The sequence below is a fragment of the Commensalibacter intestini A911 genome, assembly GCF_000231445.1.
GTDB lineage: Bacteria > Pseudomonadota > Alphaproteobacteria > Acetobacterales > Acetobacteraceae > Commensalibacter > Commensalibacter intestini.
In genome coordinates, this window is the sequence record NZ_AGFR01000003.1 from 635,875 (window position 1) to 657,334 (window position 21,460).

Genomic DNA, 21,460 nt, shown 5'->3' on the forward strand with positions numbered 1-21,460 from the left:
TTATAACCTTTTAAAAATTGATTATGTCAAAATACTCAAAATTTCATTTCTCTGCCAAAGATAGTAGCCGTTCAGGATGGTCAACTTTATTTGAGCTTTTGTCTTACCTTTGGCCTAAGCATCAACCAATGATGCGGTTTCAGCTGATTTGTGCAACCTTATTGATGATTGTTGCTAAAGTCTCTGCTCTAGGCATTCCTTATTTATATAGTAAAGTTGTTGATGTTTTATCCAAAACAAATGGACAAGACTTAATTTATATCCCTTTATGGTTGATTTTAGGCTACGGTATTATTCGTATTCTATCAAGCCTTTGTTCAGAGTTAAAAGACACTGTTTTTGCACCTTTACGTTTTCGAGTGATGCGTACAATTACATTGCGATGCTTTGAGCATATGCATAATCTTTCTCTAAAGTTTCATTTAAATCGTCATACTGGTGCGATTACCCGTGCAATCGAACGTGGTAGTGAAGGTGTGGAAACAATCCTGAGGGTCGGTGTTTTTAGTATTGTTCCAACATTAATCGAAGCATTAATGGTGTTGATTGTTATTGCTAATTTATATGATTGGCGATATACAACGTTGGTTTGTGTGGCGATTATTTCTTATTTCTTGTTTACGATTTTATTTACGTCTTGGCGTATTCAAATCCGTCGTCAAATGAATGAAATTAATAATGAAGCAAATAACCGTGCGCTGGATAGTTTGCTTAATTATGAAACCGTTAAATATTTTGGGAATGAAGCCCATGAAATTAAACGTTATGATGAATCTCTGGCTCGTTATGAAAAAGCATCCATTACGACTCAAATGACATTAAATGGATTGAACTTTGGGCAGTCTTTTATTATTGCGGTGGCTTTGACATGTGTTATGTTACTGGCTGCACATGATATTGTGATGGGGCGTTTTTCTGTAGGGAAGTTCGTGCTGATCAATACCTATTTAATGCAATTATATCAGCCTTTAAATTTCCTCGGTAGTATCTATTCTAATCTAAGAAAATCTATTGTTGATTTAGAAAATATGTTTTCTTTGTTATCTCAAGATCCTGAAGTCGATAATCAAGAGAATGCTCAACATTTACCCGCTAGTCTTTCTGAAGCAGGGCCTGCAAAGATTGAATTTCAAAATGTGCATTTTGGATATGATGTTGAGAGAGAGATCTTACATGGTGTGAGCTTTATTGCTGAGCCAGGGAATCAAGTTGCGATTGTTGGACCAACAGGTGCTGGAAAATCAACGATTAGTCGTTTGTTATTTCGTTTTTACGATGTTAATTCAGGCCGTGTGATGATTGATGGGCAAGATATTCGTGAATATATTCAATCGAATTTACGGGCTGCGATTGGGGTGGTGCCTCAAGACACGGTTTTGTTTAACGATACCATTGAATATAATATTGCTTATGGTCGTTTAGGGTGTAGCAAAGAAGAAATAGAGCAGGCGGCTAAACTAGCTCAAATTCATGATTTTATTCAAAGCTTGCCTGGAGGGTATCAAACCTATGTAGGTGAACGTGGGTTAAAGCTTTCTGGTGGTGAGAAGCAACGGATTGCAATTGCTCGGGCGATTTTGAAGAATCCACGGATCTTGATTCTCGATGAGGCAACCAGCGCATTAGATAGTCGCACAGAACAAGAAATCCAGCAGGCATTGGATAGTGTCGCCAAAGGAAGAACCGTAGTCACAATTGCGCATCGTTTATCAACGATTGTTCACTCTGATTTAATCTTGGTGATGATTGACGGGAAAATACAAGAACAAGGGACACATGAATTCTTGCTTGCAAAAAATGGTTTTTATGCCAGTATGTGGGCTATTCAAGCAAAACAGTCTGATGAATAATTTTATTTTATAGAATTTTTATCGATTTTGATGTAAAAACACTTAAAACCCTTGACTATTGTTGTAATTTTAGTCATTTAGAACGTATTAAGTTTTTGTTATTCTTGCCGAGCATTCGTGTGTCGGCTTTATTATCTGAGGATAAAAGCATGTCTCGCCGTTGCCAAATTACAGGCAAAGGTGTGTTGACAGGAAATAATGTCAGTCACGCCAACAATAAAAATCGCCGTCGTTTCTTGCCTAACTTGCAAGATTATTCTTTGTTGTCCGATATTCTAGGACACTCTATTCGTTTACGTGTAACGAACCATGGGTTACGTACCATTGAACATAATGGTGGGTTGGATAACTTCTTGTTAACAACACCGAATCGTAAACTTACAGTAGAAGCAATGGTGATTAAACGCCGTATTCTTCAAGCTAAAGAAAAGAAATTAGCTGCTACAGCTTAATTTTCTGCTAATAGCTGGTACATAAAATCCCTCTTAAATAATCATTTATTTAGAGGGTATTCTTGTTTTTTATCGATTTGATACGAGCCTATATCATTCTTTTTAACTATCGTGTCATTCGTCGTTTGTGGAGGTTTTTCCTTTGTCCGCCCAGTCTGAACTTTCAAAAATCCGTAATATAGGTATTACCGCACATATTGATGCTGGTAAAACAACAACAACAGAACGTATTCTATATTATACTGGTGTTTCTCATAAGATCGGTGAGGTTCACGATGGAAACACTACAACCGACTATATGGATCAAGAACGTGAAAGAGGAATTACCATTACCTCTGCTGCAGTTACTTGTGAATGGAATGGTCATCGTATTAACATCATTGACACCCCAGGCCACATCGATTTTAACATCGAAGTGAACCGTTCTTTGCGTGTTCTTGATGGTGCTGTGTTCGTTATTGAAGGCGTTGCTGGTGTGCAACCTCAATCAGAAACAAACTGGCGTCTAGCAGATCGTTATAATGTTCCACGTGTTATTTATATCAATAAATTAGATCGTACAGGTGCTAATTTTGATTATGCGTTCAGCACATTAAAAGAAAAATTAGATATTATTGCAATTCCATTGCAATTCCCAATCGGTGCAGAAGAAAATCTTAAAGGTATTGTTGACCTTGTAGAAATGAAAGCATTAATTTGGGAAGGTGATGAACTCGGCGCGAAATATAACGTCGTTGAAATCCCTGAAGAATTAAAAGAAAAAGCTGCTGAATGGCGTCAAAATCTGTTGGATACAGTTTTGGCTGTTGATGATGCTGCCATGGAAGAATTCTTCGAAAAAGGTGATGTATCTATCGAAGTTCTAAAGAAATGTATTAAAAAAGGTACAATTTCTGGTGAATTCCGTCCAGTAGTTTGCGGATCTTCTTTTAAAAACAAAGGCGTTCAACCTTTGTTAGATGCGATTGTTGATTACTTGCCAGCTCCTGATGACGTTGAAGGTATTCGTATCGCTCCTCCTGAAGATGAAGAAGTTGACGAAAATACATTGCCAATTATTCCAGTCGATCCAGACGGAAAATTTGCTGGTCTTGCATTTAAAATTATCAATGACAAATATGGTTCATTAACCTTTGTTCGTGTATATCGTGGTGTTTTACGTTCTGGTGACACTGTGTTGAATACAACTCATGGGCATAAAGAACGTATTGGGCGTATTTTCCAAATGCATGCTGATAAACGTATTGAACTTAAAGAAGTTCATGCTGGTGATATTGCTGCATTCGTTGGTTTGAAAGATACAAAAACAGGCGATACTTTGGCAGATCCTACCGATCCAGTGATCTTGGAACGTATGCAATTCCCAGTACCTGTTATCGATATTTCTGTTGAGCCAAAAACCAAAGAAGCAGTGGAAAAAATGACACTTGCTCTACAAAAATTGGCTGCTGAAGATCCTTCTTTGCAATTGAAAACAGACCAAGAAACAGGACAAACCATCCTTTCTGGTATGGGTGAATTACATCTTGATATTATTATTGATCGTTTACGTCGTGAATATGGTGTAGATGCAAATATCGGTGCACCTCAAGTTGCATATCGTGAAACAATTACTCAGTCTCATACAGAAACTTATACTCATAAGAAACAATCTGGTGGTGCTGGTCAGTTCGCTGAAGTTAAAATTACTTTCGAACCTACCGAACGTAATGAAGGTATTGTGTTTGAAAATAAAATCGTTGGTGGTGCTGTTCCAAGAGAATATATCCCTGCTGTTGATAAAGGGATTAGAAACCAAGCATCTTCTGGTGTTCTAGCAGGCTTCCCAACAGTTGACTTTAAATTTACCTTACTTGATGGTAAATACCATGATGTTGACTCTTCTGCATTAGCGTTCGAAATTGCTGGTAAAGCATGTTTCCGTGAAGGTATGAAAAAAGCTGGTCCAGTTATTCTTGAACCAATTATGGACGTTGAAATCACAACACCAAACGATCACGTTGGTGACGTTGTTGGGGATCTTAACCGTCGTCGTGGAATGATTCAAAATCAAGAAACATCAGGTAGTACCGTTATGGTTCGTGCTTATGTTCCTTTGAAAGAAATGTTTGGATATATTTCAGACCTACGTTCTATGACCAAAGGTCGTGCATCTTTCACAATGCAATTCCATCATTATGATCCTGTGCCTCGCAATGTTGCTGATGATATCATCAGTCAATCTGCATAAGCTTAAAGCCATAATGTAAGCAAAAAGCGAATGCCGTTTTGGTATTCGCTTTTTTTATGATTATTAAAAATTTATTATGACAGTGCTAAAATTTGTATCCCTTTTGATATATGAGTTTTTTAATAAATTTATTATATGCATCTATAATTATTGTGTAAGCTTTGCATGGCATTAAAAAAAGCTGCTCTTATTGTTATAAAGAGCAGCCTTTTTAAATGGGAGAGTTAATAGAAATTATTGATTACTATTATACATGGTCTCTACAGCTTTTTTATAAAGATATAGAATGATTAAAGCTCCAACAACAGAGAAGATAAAGCCAGCTTTTTCTCCGCTATGGTAAATATTTAAGGCTTGTCCTAACCATGTGGCAAAGCTTGATCCGGCTATTCCGAGAATAATTGTTACTATAAATCCACCAGGTTGTTTTCCTGGCATAAGTAGCTTCGCAATCGCCCCGATGATAAAGCCAATAATAATTGCCCAGATAAATGTCAGCATTTTATTCTCCTTTTATTATACAATATGTATACTATTAGATGTAAACAAGTCTGGACAAAAACAACAAGTGTTTAATAAAATTAACCAAAAGCATGTAATCGATGGATTAAGGCAACACTAATTTCACGGATGAGATCAAAATTCTTTTGAATAGGTTTAAAGATCTGACGATCATCCATAGCATAAGCACCTTCATTACGGGGAGCTTTGGGTTCATAGAAATATAAATCAGACACATGTTCTCCAGCTTGAGGGAAGACGTGTAATAGTAGATTAAGCGCAGTTGGTATTTCTAGGGATAGAATTTTTGTTTCCAGAGCTTCTCTGCTAAAATCATGATAAGGAGAGAAATAAGGAATTTGTGTAGAAAGCATCCAGATTTCTTCAATAACGGTCAAGCGAATAGCATGTAATAAGATTTCTTTTGCATCCATGCTTGGGGCATTATCCCATATTGATAAGAGGTTAATATGATCAGCTTGTACACGATGGAACATGGCTTGAGTGCTTGCCCATAAATCCATCCTGCGTAAACCCTTTGCTAAAAAGATATAGGATTCTTTTGTATTTGGATCTTCTTCTGAATTAGCTCTATCTAACCACACTCCAGGATCGAGCATATAGATAATGGCTCTTAAAACGGTAGAGTTAGAGTGTTTCAATGCATGTCTTGCGAAATCAAGAGATAGTTTGAAGCGAGAGCTATTTTTGAACATATCTTGGAAAGTTTCGGGATTAGCAGAGGCAGCAGTCCCTAGCCCTTGTAATGTATTTGCACACCATCCGAGTTGTTGTAAAATTGCGTTGTTTGGAATCGCTCTTAATTGTCTTGGATGTTTGATATTCGTAACCGTTGATGATGCATCACTTTGTCTGACAGCTGGCCGAGATCCAGTACGATCAATCAAGGCAGGACCAAAAACGCTTAGAAGGGTTCCATATCCTTTATCTTTGACGAGTTCTTTCATTTCAGAACTGATGGTCGAGAAGAAATCTGCACTGAAATCATTCTCGTCATAAATAGGATCATGCTCTTCAGTATCAAAATTATAAATATGTTTTGCAATAATACTGATGGTTGCATTGGCTAATGCTTGGGAACCAAAAAGTAAGTATCCATCTCCACCTTGAAAAGCAGTTTCTTGACGTGTTGAAATTCCTTTCTTTTGGAACGTAAGTTCAGTTTTCTTAGGAGATAAATATTTAAGACGGTCTTCCATACTAAATGGATGCCCACCACGCCCCATACTTTCTCCATGAGTATCAAATAGGATTACTTTGACATCTTTTAAGTCGTACTTGTGCAATAAGGTTGCAATTTTTTGACGTAGTTTCTCAATTTGATAAGTGGCAGCAATTTGTCCAATGAAACGACCAGAATCAGAATATCCAAATTGTAAGCATAATTTTCCTGTGTTGCGTAGATATTCTCTCCAATGTGGAGATCTTAATGCTTGTTCGATGATATTCGCACCATGCTGTAATGCTTCATCGGTTTCAAACAAAGGTGAAATTTCAATTTGCTTTTCAATACCAAACAAACGTGCCAGCCAAAGTGCAACAAGTAATGTATAACCATTCTCTGTTTCTGCAATTAAAAAACGGATAGGGGTTTTATTATCTACATGTTTAATGATTTGCGTGAGTAGCATCATGAGTGTGCTAGCAGATGCTTTTTCTGTGAGTAAAGAACCGAAATCAACAGGAATAGATTTTACATTTCCTAGAGCTGTATTAATCGTATTGAATAATGTTCTGGTATGAGAGCGATTATCAGGATTACTGGTAATGCCCAAACGTTGACGTGCCATATTGTGGACTTGGACAGAGTTCAGTCGGACATGTGTATGAGACAAACTCATCCCATGACTGATAAAGCCAGCACGAGCAATTAAAAGATCAACTTTGTGGTGTTCATCAACTTGAGCAACAGCTTGATCGAAGAAAGGAAGTAAATCATCTGTTGAAAGCAACGCGTCATGACGGTTTTCGATTAGGATTCTAGCAAAATCAGAGAATTGGTCTGGATCTGCGCTGGTTGGACATTGTTCTAATTGGTTATTAACCGTATTTAATGCCAAAGACACTCGGTTTTTAAGCTCGTCAATCCCAGTAGGGATCGGAGCAATTTGATTATGTAAACGTTGTAGTTGTAAGGATTTCATCTCCAAACGAATACGTAAGCTGTCCCACCAACCAATATCGGTACGACCATCTGTATCATATCCAACCCAGCTGCTGAGTAAAATTGGGCAAGGGGTTAATGTTGTCCAATAATCTGGCCAATGTTCTTGCGCAGCTGTAAAAATATATTGGTTAAACATATCTAAAGCATTACGAGCACGCTCAATTGCGTGAATAGCTAGATTTAATTCCTCTTTTAAGGTTGGAGGAGTTGCTCTGCGGTGTGTTGTGAAAAACGGAACTTTGGTATCATCGGTAATTGGATGACTGGCAATATCTGCCAGTGCAGTATAAACTGCATTCGCAATGGAGAAAGTAGGATGTGCAGTAAAAACAGCTGCAAAGAGGCTCTGTTCAACTAATCCTTTAAAACATTCAAAACTTTCTTTTGTATTGGCTGGATGTTGAGAGGTTGCTTGTTGAACAACTTGTTGAATAATGCTTTCAATACGTTCGTGAATAATGGTCTTATCAGGGTTATTTACATATTTTTGCAAATGAATAGCATGAGATAAAAATGCAGAATCTCTTAATTTTTGGATAATTTCTTTTAAAGAGTCAAAAGAGAGCTGCCCAGATTTTAAGCGTTGTTTAATTTTTTGTGATAAGGTGAGGACAGGATTTTCAATTGGTTCGTGATTATGTTTTGACATAAGTTGATTGGTTAATGCAACCAGCTGATCCAGAGTGTCGGAAGTTGATGCCGAATTGTTATTCATACGTAAATAATCCATATTATGATAAAGTCGCTTTTATATGTATATTATTATGATTGAATATTATGGATGAAATTAAAAGATAAAAATTTTATTTTTAGATTAAAAAATGAAAGAAATAGAAAAAAACTTGGAAAAAATACCTGAAGCAGATCGTATAGCCTGGAAATCCTTTGTTCGATATCGTCGAATGGCAACAGGGTTATTGATGTTAATGGGTGTATTTACTTTCTTGGGATATTTATTGCCATATTATGGAATAATCAAAGATAGCTTTTTATTAACTGTTTTTCGCACGGGTGCCCAAGCAGGATTTATCGGTGGATTTGCAGATTGGTTTGCGGTTACAGCGCTATTTCGTCATCCAATGGGAATTCCTATTCCGCATACAGCGATTCTTCCGATGCAGCAAAAACGTTTGGGAAAAGGGTTAGGGCATTTTATTGCGCGTTATGTTTTTACCAAAGAGGAAATCAACGAGACTTTAAATAAGATCGACTTTCCTGGTATTCTAGCAAATTATTTATCGAACCCAGAGAATGTCGAGACTTGTAATAAGATTATATTAAATTCTGTTCCGAATATGTTGGATCGTTTTGAAGATGGAAGAGCTAGCCAATTTATCAGTCGTATTTTCTCACGTTTATTAAGTGGAGAATCTTTATCTCCTTTGATGGTTCGTGCTTTGCGCACAATGGTTGAAAATGAACATCACCAAGAAATTGTTTCTTTTTTATTAGAGGTTGTGAAAAAGAATTTAAAAGAAAAAGAACAGGGCCTAAAAGATATTATTCAAGACCGTGTCAGAGAACAGGGTGGACGTTTTTTGGGGTGGATGATCGGAGGATCTGTTGCATCGAAAGTTTTAACCAGTATCAGCAAAGAGATGGATCGTATTGATCCTCAAAATTTAGATTTACGTCATGGGGTTGCGGATTGGATTAAAAATGAAATTGATAAATTTGAAACCAATCCAGAACGTAGCGAAAAAATTTCAGAAGCGTTAAAGATTTTTGTCGATCATGAAAGTGTTCAAGAGTGGCGTGAAGATATCTGGAAAAAGTTAAGAGCTTTAGTCGAGGAGGATCTTGAAAATGATGATGGTTGGATGAAAAATTTAATCCATGATACATTGTCATATTTATCCACTCAATTACGTGAAGATCCTGTTGTTCGTGAAAAAGTAATGTTGGGTATTCAAAGTGCTGTTTTACGTTCTTTACCGCATACTCAAGAATGGTTAGTGCGCTTTACAGAAACTGTTGTTGCTGGATGGGATAGCCATGCGTTAGTTTCTCGATTGGAAACCAGAGTGGGTAAAGATCTGCAGTATATAAGGATTAATGGATCTGTTGTAGGTTTCTTGGTTGGTGTTATTTTATATTTATTCATATATTTATGTTTTGGTCATGTCACATAGTTCATAATTGTTCCATAAGTTACAAGTTTTTGTTTGCATTTTTAAATAAATCTTTTAAAAGACTTTTAAATGGACTAAAGTAGTCCTATATATGAAAAAGGTTTAACATTAAACTGGTTAACAGTTTATTTAAAAATGAAACATGATCTATGCTAAAGATATCTAAACTAACAGATTATGCGACTATTCTCTTAATTCATCTTTCAAAACATGAAAAGGCGACGTCTTCTTCGATACTGGCTGTAGAGACTGGGGTTCCAGAACCAACTGTAGCTAAAGTATTGAAAATGCTTGCACGTGCGTCTTTGGTAAAGTCATGCAGAGGTGCAGGAAGTGGGTATACATTAGTATCAGATTTGGATCAAATCACGTTGGCTACGGTTGTTGTTGCAATTGAAGGGCCTATCAACTTGGTTAATTGTGATCGTGAAAATTGTAGAGTAATTTTAGAAGAGTGTGAGTTATACGGAAAATGGGAGGGGATTAGTTTACAAGTCAGAAGTGTTTTTGAAAAAATTACAATTGCAGACTTAAAACATGAAAAAGCTACCTCTCAATTATCTGTACAGCCTTAATTATAAAAATATAAAATATCAAGAAATAGAGTGATAAAATGACTAAACCAACTCAGGACGAAGCCCTGTTAAAACAGTTAGAGCCTAATGCTTATAAATGGGGCTTTGAAACTCAAATTGAAATGGATATGGCTCCCAAAGGATTAAACGAAGATATTATTCGTTTGATTTCTGCGCGTAAAGAAGAGCCTGAGTGGATGTTGGAATGGCGTTTAAAGGCTTATCAATTATGGTTAACCATGACCCCACCACAATGGGCAAAAGTCGGGCATCCAGAAATTGATTTTCAAGATTTGCATTATTATGCGGCTCCTAAAAAGAAAAAAGGTCCTAAATCTTTAGATGAGGTTGATCCAGAGCTTCTAAGAACTTATGAAAAGCTTGGTATACCTTTAAAAGAGCGTGCTATTTTGGCAGGCGTTGAGGGTGCAGAAGAAATGGCTGATAATCATCCTCCTGTTGCGATTGATGCTGTGTTTGATAGTGTGTCTGTGGCAACGACTTTTAAAGAAACATTATCTAAAGCTGGGGTTATTTTTTGCCCAATTTCAGAGGCGATTAGAGACTATCCAGAGTTAGTGAAAAAATATTTAGGTAGCGTTGTCCCTCAAGGGGATAATTTTTATTCTGCTTTGAATTCTGCGGTTTTTACGGATGGCTCATTTGTTTATATTCCTAAAGGGGTGCGTTGCCCGATGGAATTATCTACTTATTTCCGTATTAATGCAAAAAATACAGGTCAGTTTGAACGGACGCTGATTATTGCGGATGATAAATCGACTGTTTCTTATTTAGAAGGTTGTACTGCGCCTCAACGTGATGAAAATCAACTTCATGCTGCTGTGGTTGAGTTGGTGGCGATGGAAGATGCCTTTATTAAATATTCGACAGTGCAGAATTGGTATCCTGGCGATAAAGATGGTAAAGGCGGTATTTACAATTTTGTGACAAAACGGGCTGCTTGTCGTGGTGCGCGCGCTCGAGTTTCATGGACACAAGTTGAAACAGGATCTGCGATTACATGGAAATATCCATCTTGTATTTTGCAAGGTGAGGGATCTATTGGTGAGTTTTACTCTGTTGCTGTTACTAATGGTCATCAAAAAGCAGATACAGGCACAAAAATGATTCATATTGGACGCAATACACGTTCAACGATTTTGGCAAAGACAATTAGTGCAGGAAAATCTGATAGCACCTATCGTGGTTTGGTAAGAATGTTACCAAGAGCAAAAGATGCTCGGAATTTTACGGAGTGCGATAGTTTGTTGATTGGCGATCAATGTGGGGCGCATACGGTGCCATATATTGAAAGTCAAAATAGCTCTGTTAAAATTGAGCATGAAGCGACGACTTCAAAAATTTCAGAAGAGCAACTTTTTTATTGTCAACAACGTGGCCTTTCAAAAGAAGAGGCAATTGGGTTGATTGTTAACGGTTTTTGTAAAGATGTTTTAAAAGAACTTCCGATGGAATTTGCAGTAGAAGCACAACAGCTTTTGCAAATTAGCCTTGAAGGAAGTGTGGGATAAATGGAAAAGATGAATATGATTTTAGAAATTAAAAATTTGCATGCTTCTGTTATTGACGAGAGTGCAGAAGATAGTCGTAAAGAGATTTTAAAAGGCGTTAATTTATCTATTCCAGCTGGCGAAACGCATGTCATTATGGGGCCAAATGGTTCTGGAAAATCAACTTTATCTTATGTGTTATCTGGACATCCAAGTTATGAAGTGACAGAAGGGTCTGTGACCTTTAAAGGGCAAGATTTATTGGCAATGTCTCCTGATGAGCGTGCTGCTGCGGGCTTATTTCTTGCTTTCCAAGCACCTGTTGAACTTCCTGGTGTGAATAATGCTAATTTCTTAAGAACAGCGGTTAACTCTGTTCGTAAAGTGCGTGGGCAAGAAGAATTAGATCCTGTTAAATTCCTCAAATTGGTTCGTGAGCTTGCAAAGAAACTTTCTTTTTCAACCGATATGTTAAAACGGAATGTGAATGTTGGGTTCTCTGGTGGGGAAAAGAAACGTAATGAAGTTTTACAAATGACTTTGTTAGAACCATCTTTTGCAATTTTAGATGAAACAGATAGCGGTCTCGATATTGATGCATTACGTATTGTTGCCGAAGGGGTAAAATCTTTACGCTCTCCTGAGTTTTCGTCTTTGATTATTACTCATCACCAAAGATTATTAGATCATATTCAACCTGACTTTATTCACGTGTTAGCTAAAGGTCGTATTATTCATACCGGTGGCCCAGAGTTATCTCGTCAGTTAGAAGCAGAAGGTTATGGCCGTCTGGTTGGAGAAGCTGATGCATAAGAATTCAGAGGGGAATAGCGTCACAGGGTTGGCTTCTCTTTTATCTCAGGTAAAGGGAAAAGATAATCACTCTGAACAAGGAAAAGCAATTGCGTTTCTTTCTGGATCAGAGCTTCCTACACGCCGTACTGAAATTTGGAAATATACGGATTTAAGATGGTTTAACCAGCATGAATTCGTACAGTCTAATCCTGTGAAGACGCAGCAAGTTCAAGAATGGTTAGAAAAAAATGTTTTTTCTTCACCAGCTTTGTCTGAACTTCCGCGTTTAATCATGGCGAATGGTCAAATTATGAAAGAGTATTCTACGTTATTGGAATATTCAGGGTGTCAAATTGCAATCAAAGAAGATGTGCATGGGTCTTTAGGGCAACCTCAAAGAGATTTCATGACTGCTTTGAATTATGCAATGGGTCAACAAACGCTTCAGTTAACAGTATCTAAAGCGCAGCATGCGGGTACTGTGTTATTTGTTCACTTGGGTTATGGGCAAGATGCTGGATTAGCATCTTTTCATTATCGATTGAATATTGAGATTCAAGAGCAAGCACAGTTATCTGTGATTGAAATCAATGCTGGGAGTGGTGAGTATTTTACCAATCCTGTATGTGAGGTCACCGTAGGGTCTGGTGCAGATTTTGAATATAATAAATTGTTGAACTCTTCTTTAGAGAGTTATAATTGTGCGAATTTATATGTTTCGCTAGCAGATCATGCGAAATATCGTCAGTTTTTAATTTCCAAAGGCTCTAAATTTTCCAGACAAGAAGTTTATATCGACATGAATGGAGAATGGAGCAATGCGTCTTTTCAAGCTGTGCAAAAGCTTGGTGATAGACAGCATGCTGATATTACAACGGTCTTTTCTCATTTAGTACCTCATTGTCAGTCAGATCAAAATGTTAAGAATATTTTATCTGATCAAAGTCACGGCGTTTTCCAAGGAAAAGTTTTTGTTCATCAAAAGGCTCAGAAAACCAACGCACAGCAACAAAATCAAGCATTATTACTTTCCGATCAAGCAGAAATTAATACTAAACCAGAACTAGAGATTTATGCTGATGATGTGAAATGTTCTCATGGTGCGACGGTAGGGGCTTTGGATGAAGATCAGTTATTCTTCTTAATGGCCAGAGGGATTCCTTATGACCAAGCAAGAGATATTTTGATTAATGCTTTTGTTGCGCAAGCCGTGGAAGATATTGATGATCCAATTGCAAAACAATTATTAAAAGAACAATTAGGCGTTGAAGTTGTAGAGGATATTACATAATGCAAAAATCAGCTCTTTTTGATGTTGAGGAAATCAGAAAAGATTTTCCAATTTTACAACAAAAAATTAATGGAAAGCCTTTTGTTTTCTTAGATAGCGGTGCGTCTGCTCAAAAGCCAATACAGGTTATTGAAGCAATGCAAAAATCTGTTTATACGCAATATGCGAATGTGCATCGTGGTGTTTATACGATGAGCGAAGCGATGACAGATCAATATGAAGCTGTACGTCAAAAAGTAGCTGATTTTATGGGTGCTTCTTCTGCTGATGAAGTTGTATTTACGAAGAATAGCACTGAGGCTATTAATCTTGTTGCATACTCTTTTGGTTCTTTATTACAAAAAGGACAAGGGGTTGTAATTAGTGAGATGGAGCATCATGCGAATTTGGTGCCTTGGCAAATGCTGCGTGACCGTATGGGGATCCATTTATATGTTGCGCCGATTACAGATCAAGGGGATTTAGATTTAATTGCATTAGAGCAAATTCTTTCAGAAAATGATATTGCTTTGGTTGCGATTACGCATATGTCAAATGTGCTGGGAACGATTAATCCGATTAAATTAATTACGGAGATGGCTCATCAAAATGGAGCCAAAATCTTAATTGATGGTAGTCAAGGGATTGTGCATCAACAAGTCAATGTGCAAGATTTAGATGTTGATTTTTATGCGTTCACTGGACATAAGCTCTATGGCCCTACAGGAATTGGGATTTTATGGGGTAAAAAAGAGATTTTAGAAACGATGCCTCCTTTTATGGGCGGTGGCGATATGATTGATAAAGTTTCTTTTGAGAAGTCAACATGGGCTTTGCCTCCAGTTCGATTTGAGGCAGGCACTCAACCTATTTTAGAAGTGGTTGGCCTTGGTGCTGCAATTGATTATGTTTTATCTGTTGGATATGAGAATATTATTCATCATGATGAACAGCTTGTTGAATATGCGCTTTCTAAAATGGAAGCAATTGATGGTTTATCAATTATAGGAAGCCCTGAAAAACGCGGTGGTGTTATTGCCTTTACGATGGAAAAAGCACATGCACATGATATTGCAACTTTGTTAGATCAGAATGGTATTGCTGTGCGTGCAGGTTCTCATTGTGCAGAACCTTTGTTACATCGCTTACATCAAACCAGTGTGGCCAGAGCAAGTTTTGGAATATATACAACATTCAAAGAGATTGATCTTTTTGTTGATGCATTGAAACTGATTCAACAATTATTTGTTAAATAATATTTATTTGATAATCGTCTAGTTTATATAGTTATATTGGTGTCTTTATGGAAAATATCACAACATCATCAACAGAAAATCAAGAGATAGATTCTGTCGCTGAAGTTCAACAGCAAGAACACATTTCTGTGATTGTGAATCAAGATTCTTCTGTTGAATCTTGGACGCCAGAAGGGGATGAGAGTAAATCTGCTTCTGACGAATCTATTACTGGTGAAATTAATGAAAATGCAATTATAGACGCAATTTCAACGGTTTATGATCCAGAAATTCCTGTGAATGTTTATGAGCTTGGATTGATTTATGCAGTGGATTTACATGATGATGGGCGTGTAAATGTAGAAATGACATTGACAGCTCCGAACTGTCCAAGTGCACAAGAATTACCTATTATGATTCAGCAGGCTATTGAAAAAGTGCCTGGTGTCACCCAAGTAAAGGTAGAGGTTGTCTGGGATCCTCCTTGGGATGTTTCTAGAATGAGTGACGAAGCTCGTTTAACCTTAAATATGTTCTAATAGATCTGATTTTATTCTATGCTGTTTTAGCAAGGTAGTCTCTTTTAAGTAAAAGACTACCTTTTTTTATGGTTTATGCTTATAGAAAAAGCTGAAATATTTCTATTCCAGCTTGAAATCAAATAATGTGTATCTATTATTATTTACTTACGGAATGGTGATAGCATAAATGCGGGGACTAACTGTCCAAAACCAATCACTGGATTATTATCATCAGGTAAGGATTGAGACAAAGGAATACGAGGCACGCTTTCTTTTTCTTTTTTGAATCGAGGTTTTTTCGTAGTTTTCTTTTGATGTTCTTCTTTATGTTTTTGGTTTTTCTTTACGTCTGTTTTTTCTTCGGTATCAGAAGCTTCATGTTTATTTAAAGATAACAACGGAATTGGCTTTTGTATTAAAGCTTCGATGGCCTCAATTGTTTCTTTATCATCTTCAGTTGCAAGGCTATAGGCAAATCCTGTGCGTCCAGCGCGTCCTGTTCTGCCAATACGATGCACGTAATCTTCGGCTTGACGAGGAAGATCAAAGTTAAATACGTGAGATAAATGATCAACATCAATTCCTCTTGCTGCAATATCAGAACAGACTAAGAATTGAATTTCACCATTTTTAAATTCTTCCATCGTTTTTGTACGATGCTGCTGAGTAAGATCTCCATGCAAAGCACTACTTTGAAAGCCATGACGATTTAAAGAGCGCGTCAGAATATCGACATCTTTTTTACGATTACAAAAGATAATGGCATTTTTTACGCCTTCGTTGCGAAGTAATTGACGTAAAGTCGCTCTTTTTCTTTTTTCAGGAACAATAATCAAACCAGATTCGATTGTTGTCGCAACAGATGAAGGCGGAGCAACAGTTATTTCTGTTGGATTGGATAGAAAAGAATCTGTTAGCTTTTTAATTTCAGGAGACATAGTTGCAGATAGCAGCAATGTTTGTCTGGTTTTAGGTAAAAATGAAATGATTCTTTCGACATCAGGGATAAAACCCATATCCAACATGCGATCGGCTTCGTCAATCACTAGTATTTTGATTTGATTAAGAAGAATAGCTCCTTTATCAAACAAATCCATTAATCGTCCAGGGGTTGCAATAATGATATCTACCCCGCGATTTAAAATATCTTTTTGTTCAACAATACTTTCTCCACCCATTAATAAAGCGTGAGAAAGTTTTAAATATTGTCCATATTGCTTTAAATTGTCAGCAACCTGTATTGCAAGCTCTCTCGTTGGTTCTAAAATCAACGCACGAGGCATTCTTGCGCGGCCTTTGGTGCTGGTGAGGATTTCTAAAATAGGTAACGTAAAAGAAGCTGTCTTTCCAGTTCCTGTTTGTGCAATTCCGACTAAGTCCTGCTTTTGTAAGATAACAGGAATAGCTTGTGCTTGGATCTGCGTAGGAGTTTTGTAACCTATTTCATCAATAGCACGCATAATCGGCGCACATAACCCAAGATCGCTGAAAAGAACGGTATGTTCTGTTTCAATCTTTTGAGTATCTGAAATCGTTTCTGACTTTTTTTTGTTTGTTTTTTTAGAGATCGCAGGCAAAGCAGTTTCTACCATTTATGTCAATAAAATGAAAAGAGGTTTCAAGAAGTAGAAACCTCAGACTTTTCTTATATTAATATAAAGGTAAAGAATCAATCTTTATATGTTATATATCAAATATATAATGATTTAATTTTGTTATTTTATTATAAAACGAGTAAAACCCAGTTAATAATTCCTAAAAAGACAATGAGTTTTAAAGGTGTATTGATTTTAGTAAAAACTGCAGGTTTTGGTCTTAATGCACGGCGTGCTTTGCGATAGGCAGTGGTAAATACATAAAATTGTATAATAAACATTAAAAAAACAACTATTATTGCTGCGTATGTAGACCATGTGATTGCAGTAATATGAGGTGTATTTAATAAAGTTAATCCCATTGCAGCGATTTGTGTAATTAAAGCCAGAAACGCGTTAATCCAACTGAATTGGAATAGTTTTCTGAGGCTTTGAAGTTGTAGAGACGTTTTTTGTGTGGGATCTAATAAGCTAAGGCAAGATTGTAATCCAAAGACATAATAAAAAATACTGCCGATCCACAACGCAAGAGTGATTGTATGAATGGCAGCAATAGGCTCCCAATAAAAAGCAGGTAGAGGCATTGTTTTTCCATTTCCAAAGTGTGGTAATATACAAAGTGAATTACTTAATTTTAATTGTAATATAAACAAAGAAAATAAAAAATGTGCAGGAAATTATTTCTTTTTTCGGCATATAGCATCATTAAAGGGTGATTGAAAGGCTGGCATTGTGAGAAAAGAAGCTTCATCATTAATTTTATTAACCCCATCGCAAATGTCGGAGGTTGATAAAGAAGCCGCTAAAACGATTCCTATTATACAATTAATGGAGAATGCAGGTTGGGCAGTAACACAAGAGGTCGTAAAGCGATATAAGCCTTGCTCTGTATTGGTATTATGTGGCCCAGGTAATAATGGTGGTGATGGCTATGTTGTTGCGCGTTTATTAGCTAAAAAAGGTTGGCCTGTGCGCGTGGCAGCCATAGGAAGGCCAAAAGTTGGGAGCGATGCAGAACAGGCTGCGCATCGATGGGCAGGAAGTATTGTTGAGCATCCAGAAGATTATATTGAAAAGTCTGGGTTAGTAATTGATGCTCTTTTTGGGGCTGGCCTTAGTAGAAATATTGATTCATATATTAGTGAGTTGTTGCGTAAAGCAAGGCGTGTCGTTGCGATTGATACGCCTTCGGGTATTGATGGAGCAACAGGTAAAGTTATGGGGTATGCGCCTCATGCAGAATTAACTGTTACTTTTTTTAGAGCAAAGCCAGGCCACTATTTATTGCCTGGGCGTGAGTATATGGGTGAATTGGTTATTAAAGATATTGCTATTTCACCTGTTATTTTGTCTCAAATTAAGCCACAATGCTGGTTAAATGAGCCAGGATTATGGAGTATTCCAACTTCAGAGGTTGAAGATTATAAATACCGTCGAGGAATAGTCAGTATTATAGGCGGTTCTGTAATGACGGGCGCAGCTCGGTTATCTGCTCATGCGGCTTTGAATGTAGGGGCGGGGCTTGTGCATATTTTTGCCTTGGGAAGTCATGATATATATAGCTCATCATCAGCTTGTTTTGTGATTGATAAGGATTCGTTAGAGACTTCCTTGCAAGATTCTCGTAGGAAAGTATGGGTTTGTGGGCCAGGATTATTGCTTGGTGAAGCAAAAGAAATTTTGTCTAAATTAATTGCTTCAAATGTAAAAATTATTGCTGATGCTGGAGTATTTCAAGCAGAAAATATTGAAATGCTTAAAGGGGTATCAATTATTACCCCTCATATTGGTGAGTTTATTCGAGTTTTTGGAGAAATTAAAGCAGATAAGATCTCAGCAGCAAGAGTGGCTGCACAACAAACAGGTGCCGTTGTTGTGTTAAAAGGGGCAGATACAATCATCGCTTCTCCAGATGGGCGTGTTGCGATTAACCAGCATGCTTCTCCACGTTTAGCAACAGCAGGTTCAGGAGATACTTTGACTGGGGTAATTGCAACATTGTTAGCGGCAGGGATGTCGGAGTGGGAATCAGCTTGTGCGGGTGTGTGGTTGCATGGTGAAGCGGGATTATTATGTGAACATTCATGGCCAACCGCTGAAATGCTGGCAAATAATCTAGGAAAAGCACGTGATAATGCATGAATTATAAAAAATATTGATGAATTTATAAAAAAAATGAAAAAAGAGGTTGCTCAAAGTTAAATAGTGCGTTAATAAAACAAGCATAAAGCACGGATGTGCGGATGTGGTGAAATTGGTAGACACGCTAGACTTAGAATCTAGTGGCGTGAGTCGTGGGGGTTCAAGTCCCTCCATCCGCACCAACAAATAAGTTTCTACTGACTTATTTGTTTGAGTGAATATAAAAAATCCGTTTACAATTATATATGTGCCCAGTCCGGGTAAAACACACTTTTGACCGAGAGGATGGCCTGGCTGATGCAGGTTACTGAAACGCTTTCTGAAAGCCTAAAGCGCGGCTTTACAATCGTAATTAAAGAAACTCAACTCGCTGAAAAAAGAGATGCTCGTTTAGCTGAAATGGGACATCAAATGAATATTCCAGGTTTCCGTCCTGGAAAAGTTCCTTTGGCAGTAGTTAAACAACGTTACGGCGAAACAGTTCAAAATGAAGTTTTAAATGACGCAGTTAGTGATGCGATTAAAAATACTCTTGAAGAAAGAGGTTTGCGCGCAGCTGCTCAACCACAAATCACCGTTAAAGAAGGTTACAAAGAAGGCGATGATTTGGAATTCTCTTTTGAAGTAGAATTGATCCCTGATTTTGAAGTGCCTGATTTTAAAGGAATTAACTTAACTCGTTTAAAAGCACAAGCTAGCGATGAAGCGATTACTAAAGCTTTAGAATCAATTGCTGAACGTCAACGTGATTTTAAAGATATCGAAGAAAAACGTCCTGCAGCAAATGGTGACATTTTAGTTGTTGATTTTGTTGGTAAAGTTGATGGCGTTGCTTTCGATGGTGGTACTGCTGATGATGTTAATGTTGAGATCGGTGGTAGTGGATTTATTCCTGGATTTGCAGAACAAATCGAAGGAATGACTCCTGGCGAAGAAAAGCAAATTACTGTAACGTTCCCTGAAAATTATCAAGCTCCAAACCTTGCTGGTAAAGAAGCAACATTTGATATTAAAGCTAAAGGGTTAAAAGAAGCTGTAACCCCTGAAATTAATGAAGAATTTGCTACTAAAATTGGTTTAGAAAGTCTTGATAATCTAAAAACACTTATTAGTAAGCAAATTGTATCTGAATATGATCAAATGTCTCATATGAGATTGAAACGTGATGTATTAGATGCGCTAGCTGAAAAAGTAACTTTTGAAATTCCTGCTGGTTTGTTGAATGCAGAATTTGATCAAATTTGGCAACGTATTGAAAGTGATCGTCAAGCTGATCGTCTAGATGAAGAAGATAAAGCAAAAGACGAGGAAACACTTAAATCAGATTATCGCAAAATTGCAGAACGTCGCGTTCGTTTAGGGTTGTTGTTGGTTGAAATTGGACGTTTAAATTCAATTGCTGTAACTGACGAAGAATTAACCCAAGCAATGCGTAGTGAAGCTATGCGTTATCCTGGTAAAGAAAAAGAAGTTATTGAATTCTTCCAAAAAAATCCACAAGCAATAGATTCTTTGCGTGGACCAATATATGAAAATAAAGTTATTGATTATATTTTGGAACTTGCAAATATCGAAGATAAAGAAGTAAGCGCTGAAGAGCTCGCAGAAATGCCTCCTTCAAAGGTTTAATTTCTTTGTGAAATTATTAAAATGAATGTCTAGATTTGCTTCTAGGCATTCTTTTTTTTTGCTTTTTACGCTAGGTTGAATTAAATATCTATTTTGATTATCTATATGTATACAGTACACATAGATAAATAAAGTAATAGTCTAACTTTAGGAAGAAAACTGATGAGGGATTCCCACCCGTTGGAAATTTATGATAATGCTTTAGTACCTATGGTTGTTGAACAAACATCTAGGGGGGAGCGTGCATTTGATATCTATTCACGTTTGTTAAAAGAAAGAATTATTTTTTTAACAGGGCCTGTTTATGATCAGGTAGCTTCTTTAATTTCTGCTCAATTGCTTTACCTTGAGAGTGTTAATCCTAAAAAAGAAATCTCTTTTTATATTAACAGTCCTGGTGGTGTGGTTTCTGCTGGTTTGGCTATTTATGATACGATGCAATATATTCGTTGCCCTGTTAGCACGGTATGTATTGGTCAAGCTGCCTCAATGGGATCATTATTGTTATGTGGTGGTGAAAAAGGGCAGCGTTTTGCGTTGCCAAATGCAAGAGTAATGGTGCACCAACCTTCTGGTGGTGCGCAAGGTCAGGCCAGTGATATTGAAATTCAAGCTAAAGAAATTTTAGCTATTCGTAAAAGATTAAATGAAATTTATAATATTCATACAGGAAGAACCTTAGAAGAAATTGAAGAGCGCCTCGAAAGAGACAGTTATATGTCTGCTGAGGAAGCTAAAGATTTCGGAATTATTGATCAGGTCGTTACAAAACGTAATGCTGATCTGTCTATAGATAAATAATTTTCCCTCTAGGTTCAATCTCTTTAATTGGCA

17 protein-coding genes and 1 tRNA gene are annotated in these 21,460 nt (G+C 37.0%); 14 read left to right on the forward strand and 4 right to left on the reverse strand.

The annotated features are described in order from the left end of the window. Window positions 1-23: 23 nt before the first annotated feature. The 3 genes from CIN_RS03280 to fusA all read left to right on the forward strand — a co-directional run bounded on the left by CIN_RS03280 (window position 24) and on the right by fusA (window position 4,532). Complete coding sequence (locus CIN_RS03280; protein ID WP_008853637.1) at window positions 24-1,850, forward strand: ABCB family ABC transporter ATP-binding protein/permease; 1,827 nt, start codon at window positions 24-26, stop codon at window positions 1,848-1,850. Window positions 1,851-1,999: 149 nt separating this feature from the next. Continuing rightward, the gene (rpmB, locus tag CIN_RS03285) at window positions 2,000-2,302 is read left to right on the forward strand and encodes a 50S ribosomal protein L28 (protein ID WP_040363734.1); all 303 of its coding nucleotides are present in this window, start codon (window positions 2,000-2,002) and stop codon (window positions 2,300-2,302) included. 142 nt (window positions 2,303-2,444) lie between these two features. Beyond that, window positions 2,445-4,532: an elongation factor G gene (gene fusA, locus CIN_RS03290; protein ID WP_040363735.1), complete on the forward strand. Its 2,088-nt coding sequence runs from the start codon at window positions 2,445-2,447 to the stop codon at window positions 4,530-4,532. Window positions 4,533-4,766: 234 nt separating this feature from the next. Here the strand turns inward: fusA and CIN_RS03295 are convergent, their stop codons facing one another. Both CIN_RS03295 and CIN_RS03300 read right to left on the reverse strand, forming a co-directional pair. Then, complete coding sequence (locus CIN_RS03295; protein ID WP_008853640.1) at window positions 4,767-5,033, reverse strand: GlsB/YeaQ/YmgE family stress response membrane protein; 267 nt, start codon at window positions 5,031-5,033, stop codon at window positions 4,767-4,769. A gap of 80 nt (window positions 5,034-5,113) precedes the next feature. Then, a complete protein-coding gene (locus CIN_RS03300; RefSeq protein WP_040363912.1) occupies window positions 5,114-7,936 on the reverse strand; it encodes a phosphoenolpyruvate carboxylase in 2,823 nt (940 codons plus the stop codon). Window positions 7,937-8,042: 106 nt separating this feature from the next. Between CIN_RS03300 and CIN_RS03305 the strand changes: the two genes are divergently transcribed. The 7 genes from CIN_RS03305 to CIN_RS03335 all read left to right on the forward strand — a co-directional run bounded on the left by CIN_RS03305 (window position 8,043) and on the right by CIN_RS03335 (window position 15,278). Then, a complete protein-coding gene (locus tag CIN_RS03305) occupies window positions 8,043-9,353 on the forward strand; it encodes a DUF445 domain-containing protein (protein WP_008853642.1) in 1,311 nt (436 codons plus the stop codon). A gap of 149 nt (window positions 9,354-9,502) precedes the next feature. Further along, entirely contained in the window at window positions 9,503-9,928 is a 426-nt protein-coding gene (locus CIN_RS03310) for an SUF system Fe-S cluster assembly regulator (RefSeq protein WP_040363736.1), read from the forward strand. A 38-nt stretch (window positions 9,929-9,966) separates the two neighbouring features. Further along, window positions 9,967-11,460, forward strand: coding sequence for a Fe-S cluster assembly protein SufB (gene sufB, locus CIN_RS03315; protein WP_008853644.1), 1,494 nt, complete (start codon window positions 9,967-9,969; stop codon window positions 11,458-11,460). 9 nt (window positions 11,461-11,469) lie between these two features. Beyond that, a complete protein-coding gene (gene sufC / locus CIN_RS03320) occupies window positions 11,470-12,252 on the forward strand; it encodes a Fe-S cluster assembly ATPase SufC (RefSeq protein WP_040363913.1) in 783 nt (260 codons plus the stop codon). Continuing rightward, window positions 12,245-13,525, forward strand: coding sequence for a Fe-S cluster assembly protein SufD (gene sufD, locus CIN_RS03325; protein ID WP_008853646.1), 1,281 nt, complete (start codon window positions 12,245-12,247; stop codon window positions 13,523-13,525). The genes sufC and sufD overlap by 8 nt, the downstream gene beginning before the upstream one ends. Then, the gene (locus CIN_RS03330) at window positions 13,525-14,760 is read left to right on the forward strand and encodes an aminotransferase class V-fold PLP-dependent enzyme (protein WP_008853647.1); all 1,236 of its coding nucleotides are present in this window, start codon (window positions 13,525-13,527) and stop codon (window positions 14,758-14,760) included. Before sufD ends, CIN_RS03330 begins: the two co-directional genes overlap by 1 nt. Window positions 14,761-14,807: 47 nt before the next feature. Continuing rightward, a complete protein-coding gene (locus CIN_RS03335) occupies window positions 14,808-15,278 on the forward strand; it encodes an SUF system Fe-S cluster assembly protein (RefSeq protein ID WP_008853648.1) in 471 nt (156 codons plus the stop codon). A 143-nt stretch (window positions 15,279-15,421) separates the two neighbouring features. On the opposite strand, the gene CIN_RS03340 is transcribed toward CIN_RS03335, so the two are convergent. Then, a complete protein-coding gene (locus CIN_RS03340) occupies window positions 15,422-16,852 on the reverse strand; it encodes a DEAD/DEAH box helicase (RefSeq protein ID WP_008853649.1) in 1,431 nt (476 codons plus the stop codon). 131 nt (window positions 16,853-16,983) lie between these two features. Next, on the reverse strand, window positions 16,984-17,439 hold the full coding sequence (locus CIN_RS03345) for a hypothetical protein (RefSeq protein WP_040363737.1): 456 nt from the start codon (window positions 17,437-17,439) through the stop codon (window positions 16,984-16,986). A 148-nt stretch (window positions 17,440-17,587) separates the two neighbouring features. Here CIN_RS03345 and CIN_RS03350 point away from each other — a divergent pair, with 148 nt between their 5' ends. The 4 genes from CIN_RS03350 (at window position 17,588) to clpP (ending at window position 21,427) form a co-directional block, all read left to right on the forward strand. Continuing rightward, complete coding sequence (locus CIN_RS03350) at window positions 17,588-18,997, forward strand: bifunctional ADP-dependent NAD(P)H-hydrate dehydratase/NAD(P)H-hydrate epimerase (RefSeq protein WP_008853651.1); 1,410 nt, start codon at window positions 17,588-17,590, stop codon at window positions 18,995-18,997. A 97-nt stretch (window positions 18,998-19,094) separates the two neighbouring features. Further along, window positions 19,095-19,179: transfer RNA gene (locus CIN_RS03355), tRNA-Leu, on the forward strand. 115 nt (window positions 19,180-19,294) lie between these two features. Continuing rightward, complete coding sequence (gene tig, locus CIN_RS03360; RefSeq protein WP_008853652.1) at window positions 19,295-20,626, forward strand: trigger factor; 1,332 nt, start codon at window positions 19,295-19,297, stop codon at window positions 20,624-20,626. Window positions 20,627-20,788: 162 nt separating this feature from the next. Then, window positions 20,789-21,427 (forward strand): ATP-dependent Clp endopeptidase proteolytic subunit ClpP, encoded by a 639-nt coding sequence (clpP, locus tag CIN_RS03365; protein ID WP_040363738.1) that lies wholly within the window; start codon window positions 20,789-20,791, stop codon window positions 21,425-21,427. Window positions 21,428-21,460: the final 33 nt, after the last annotated feature.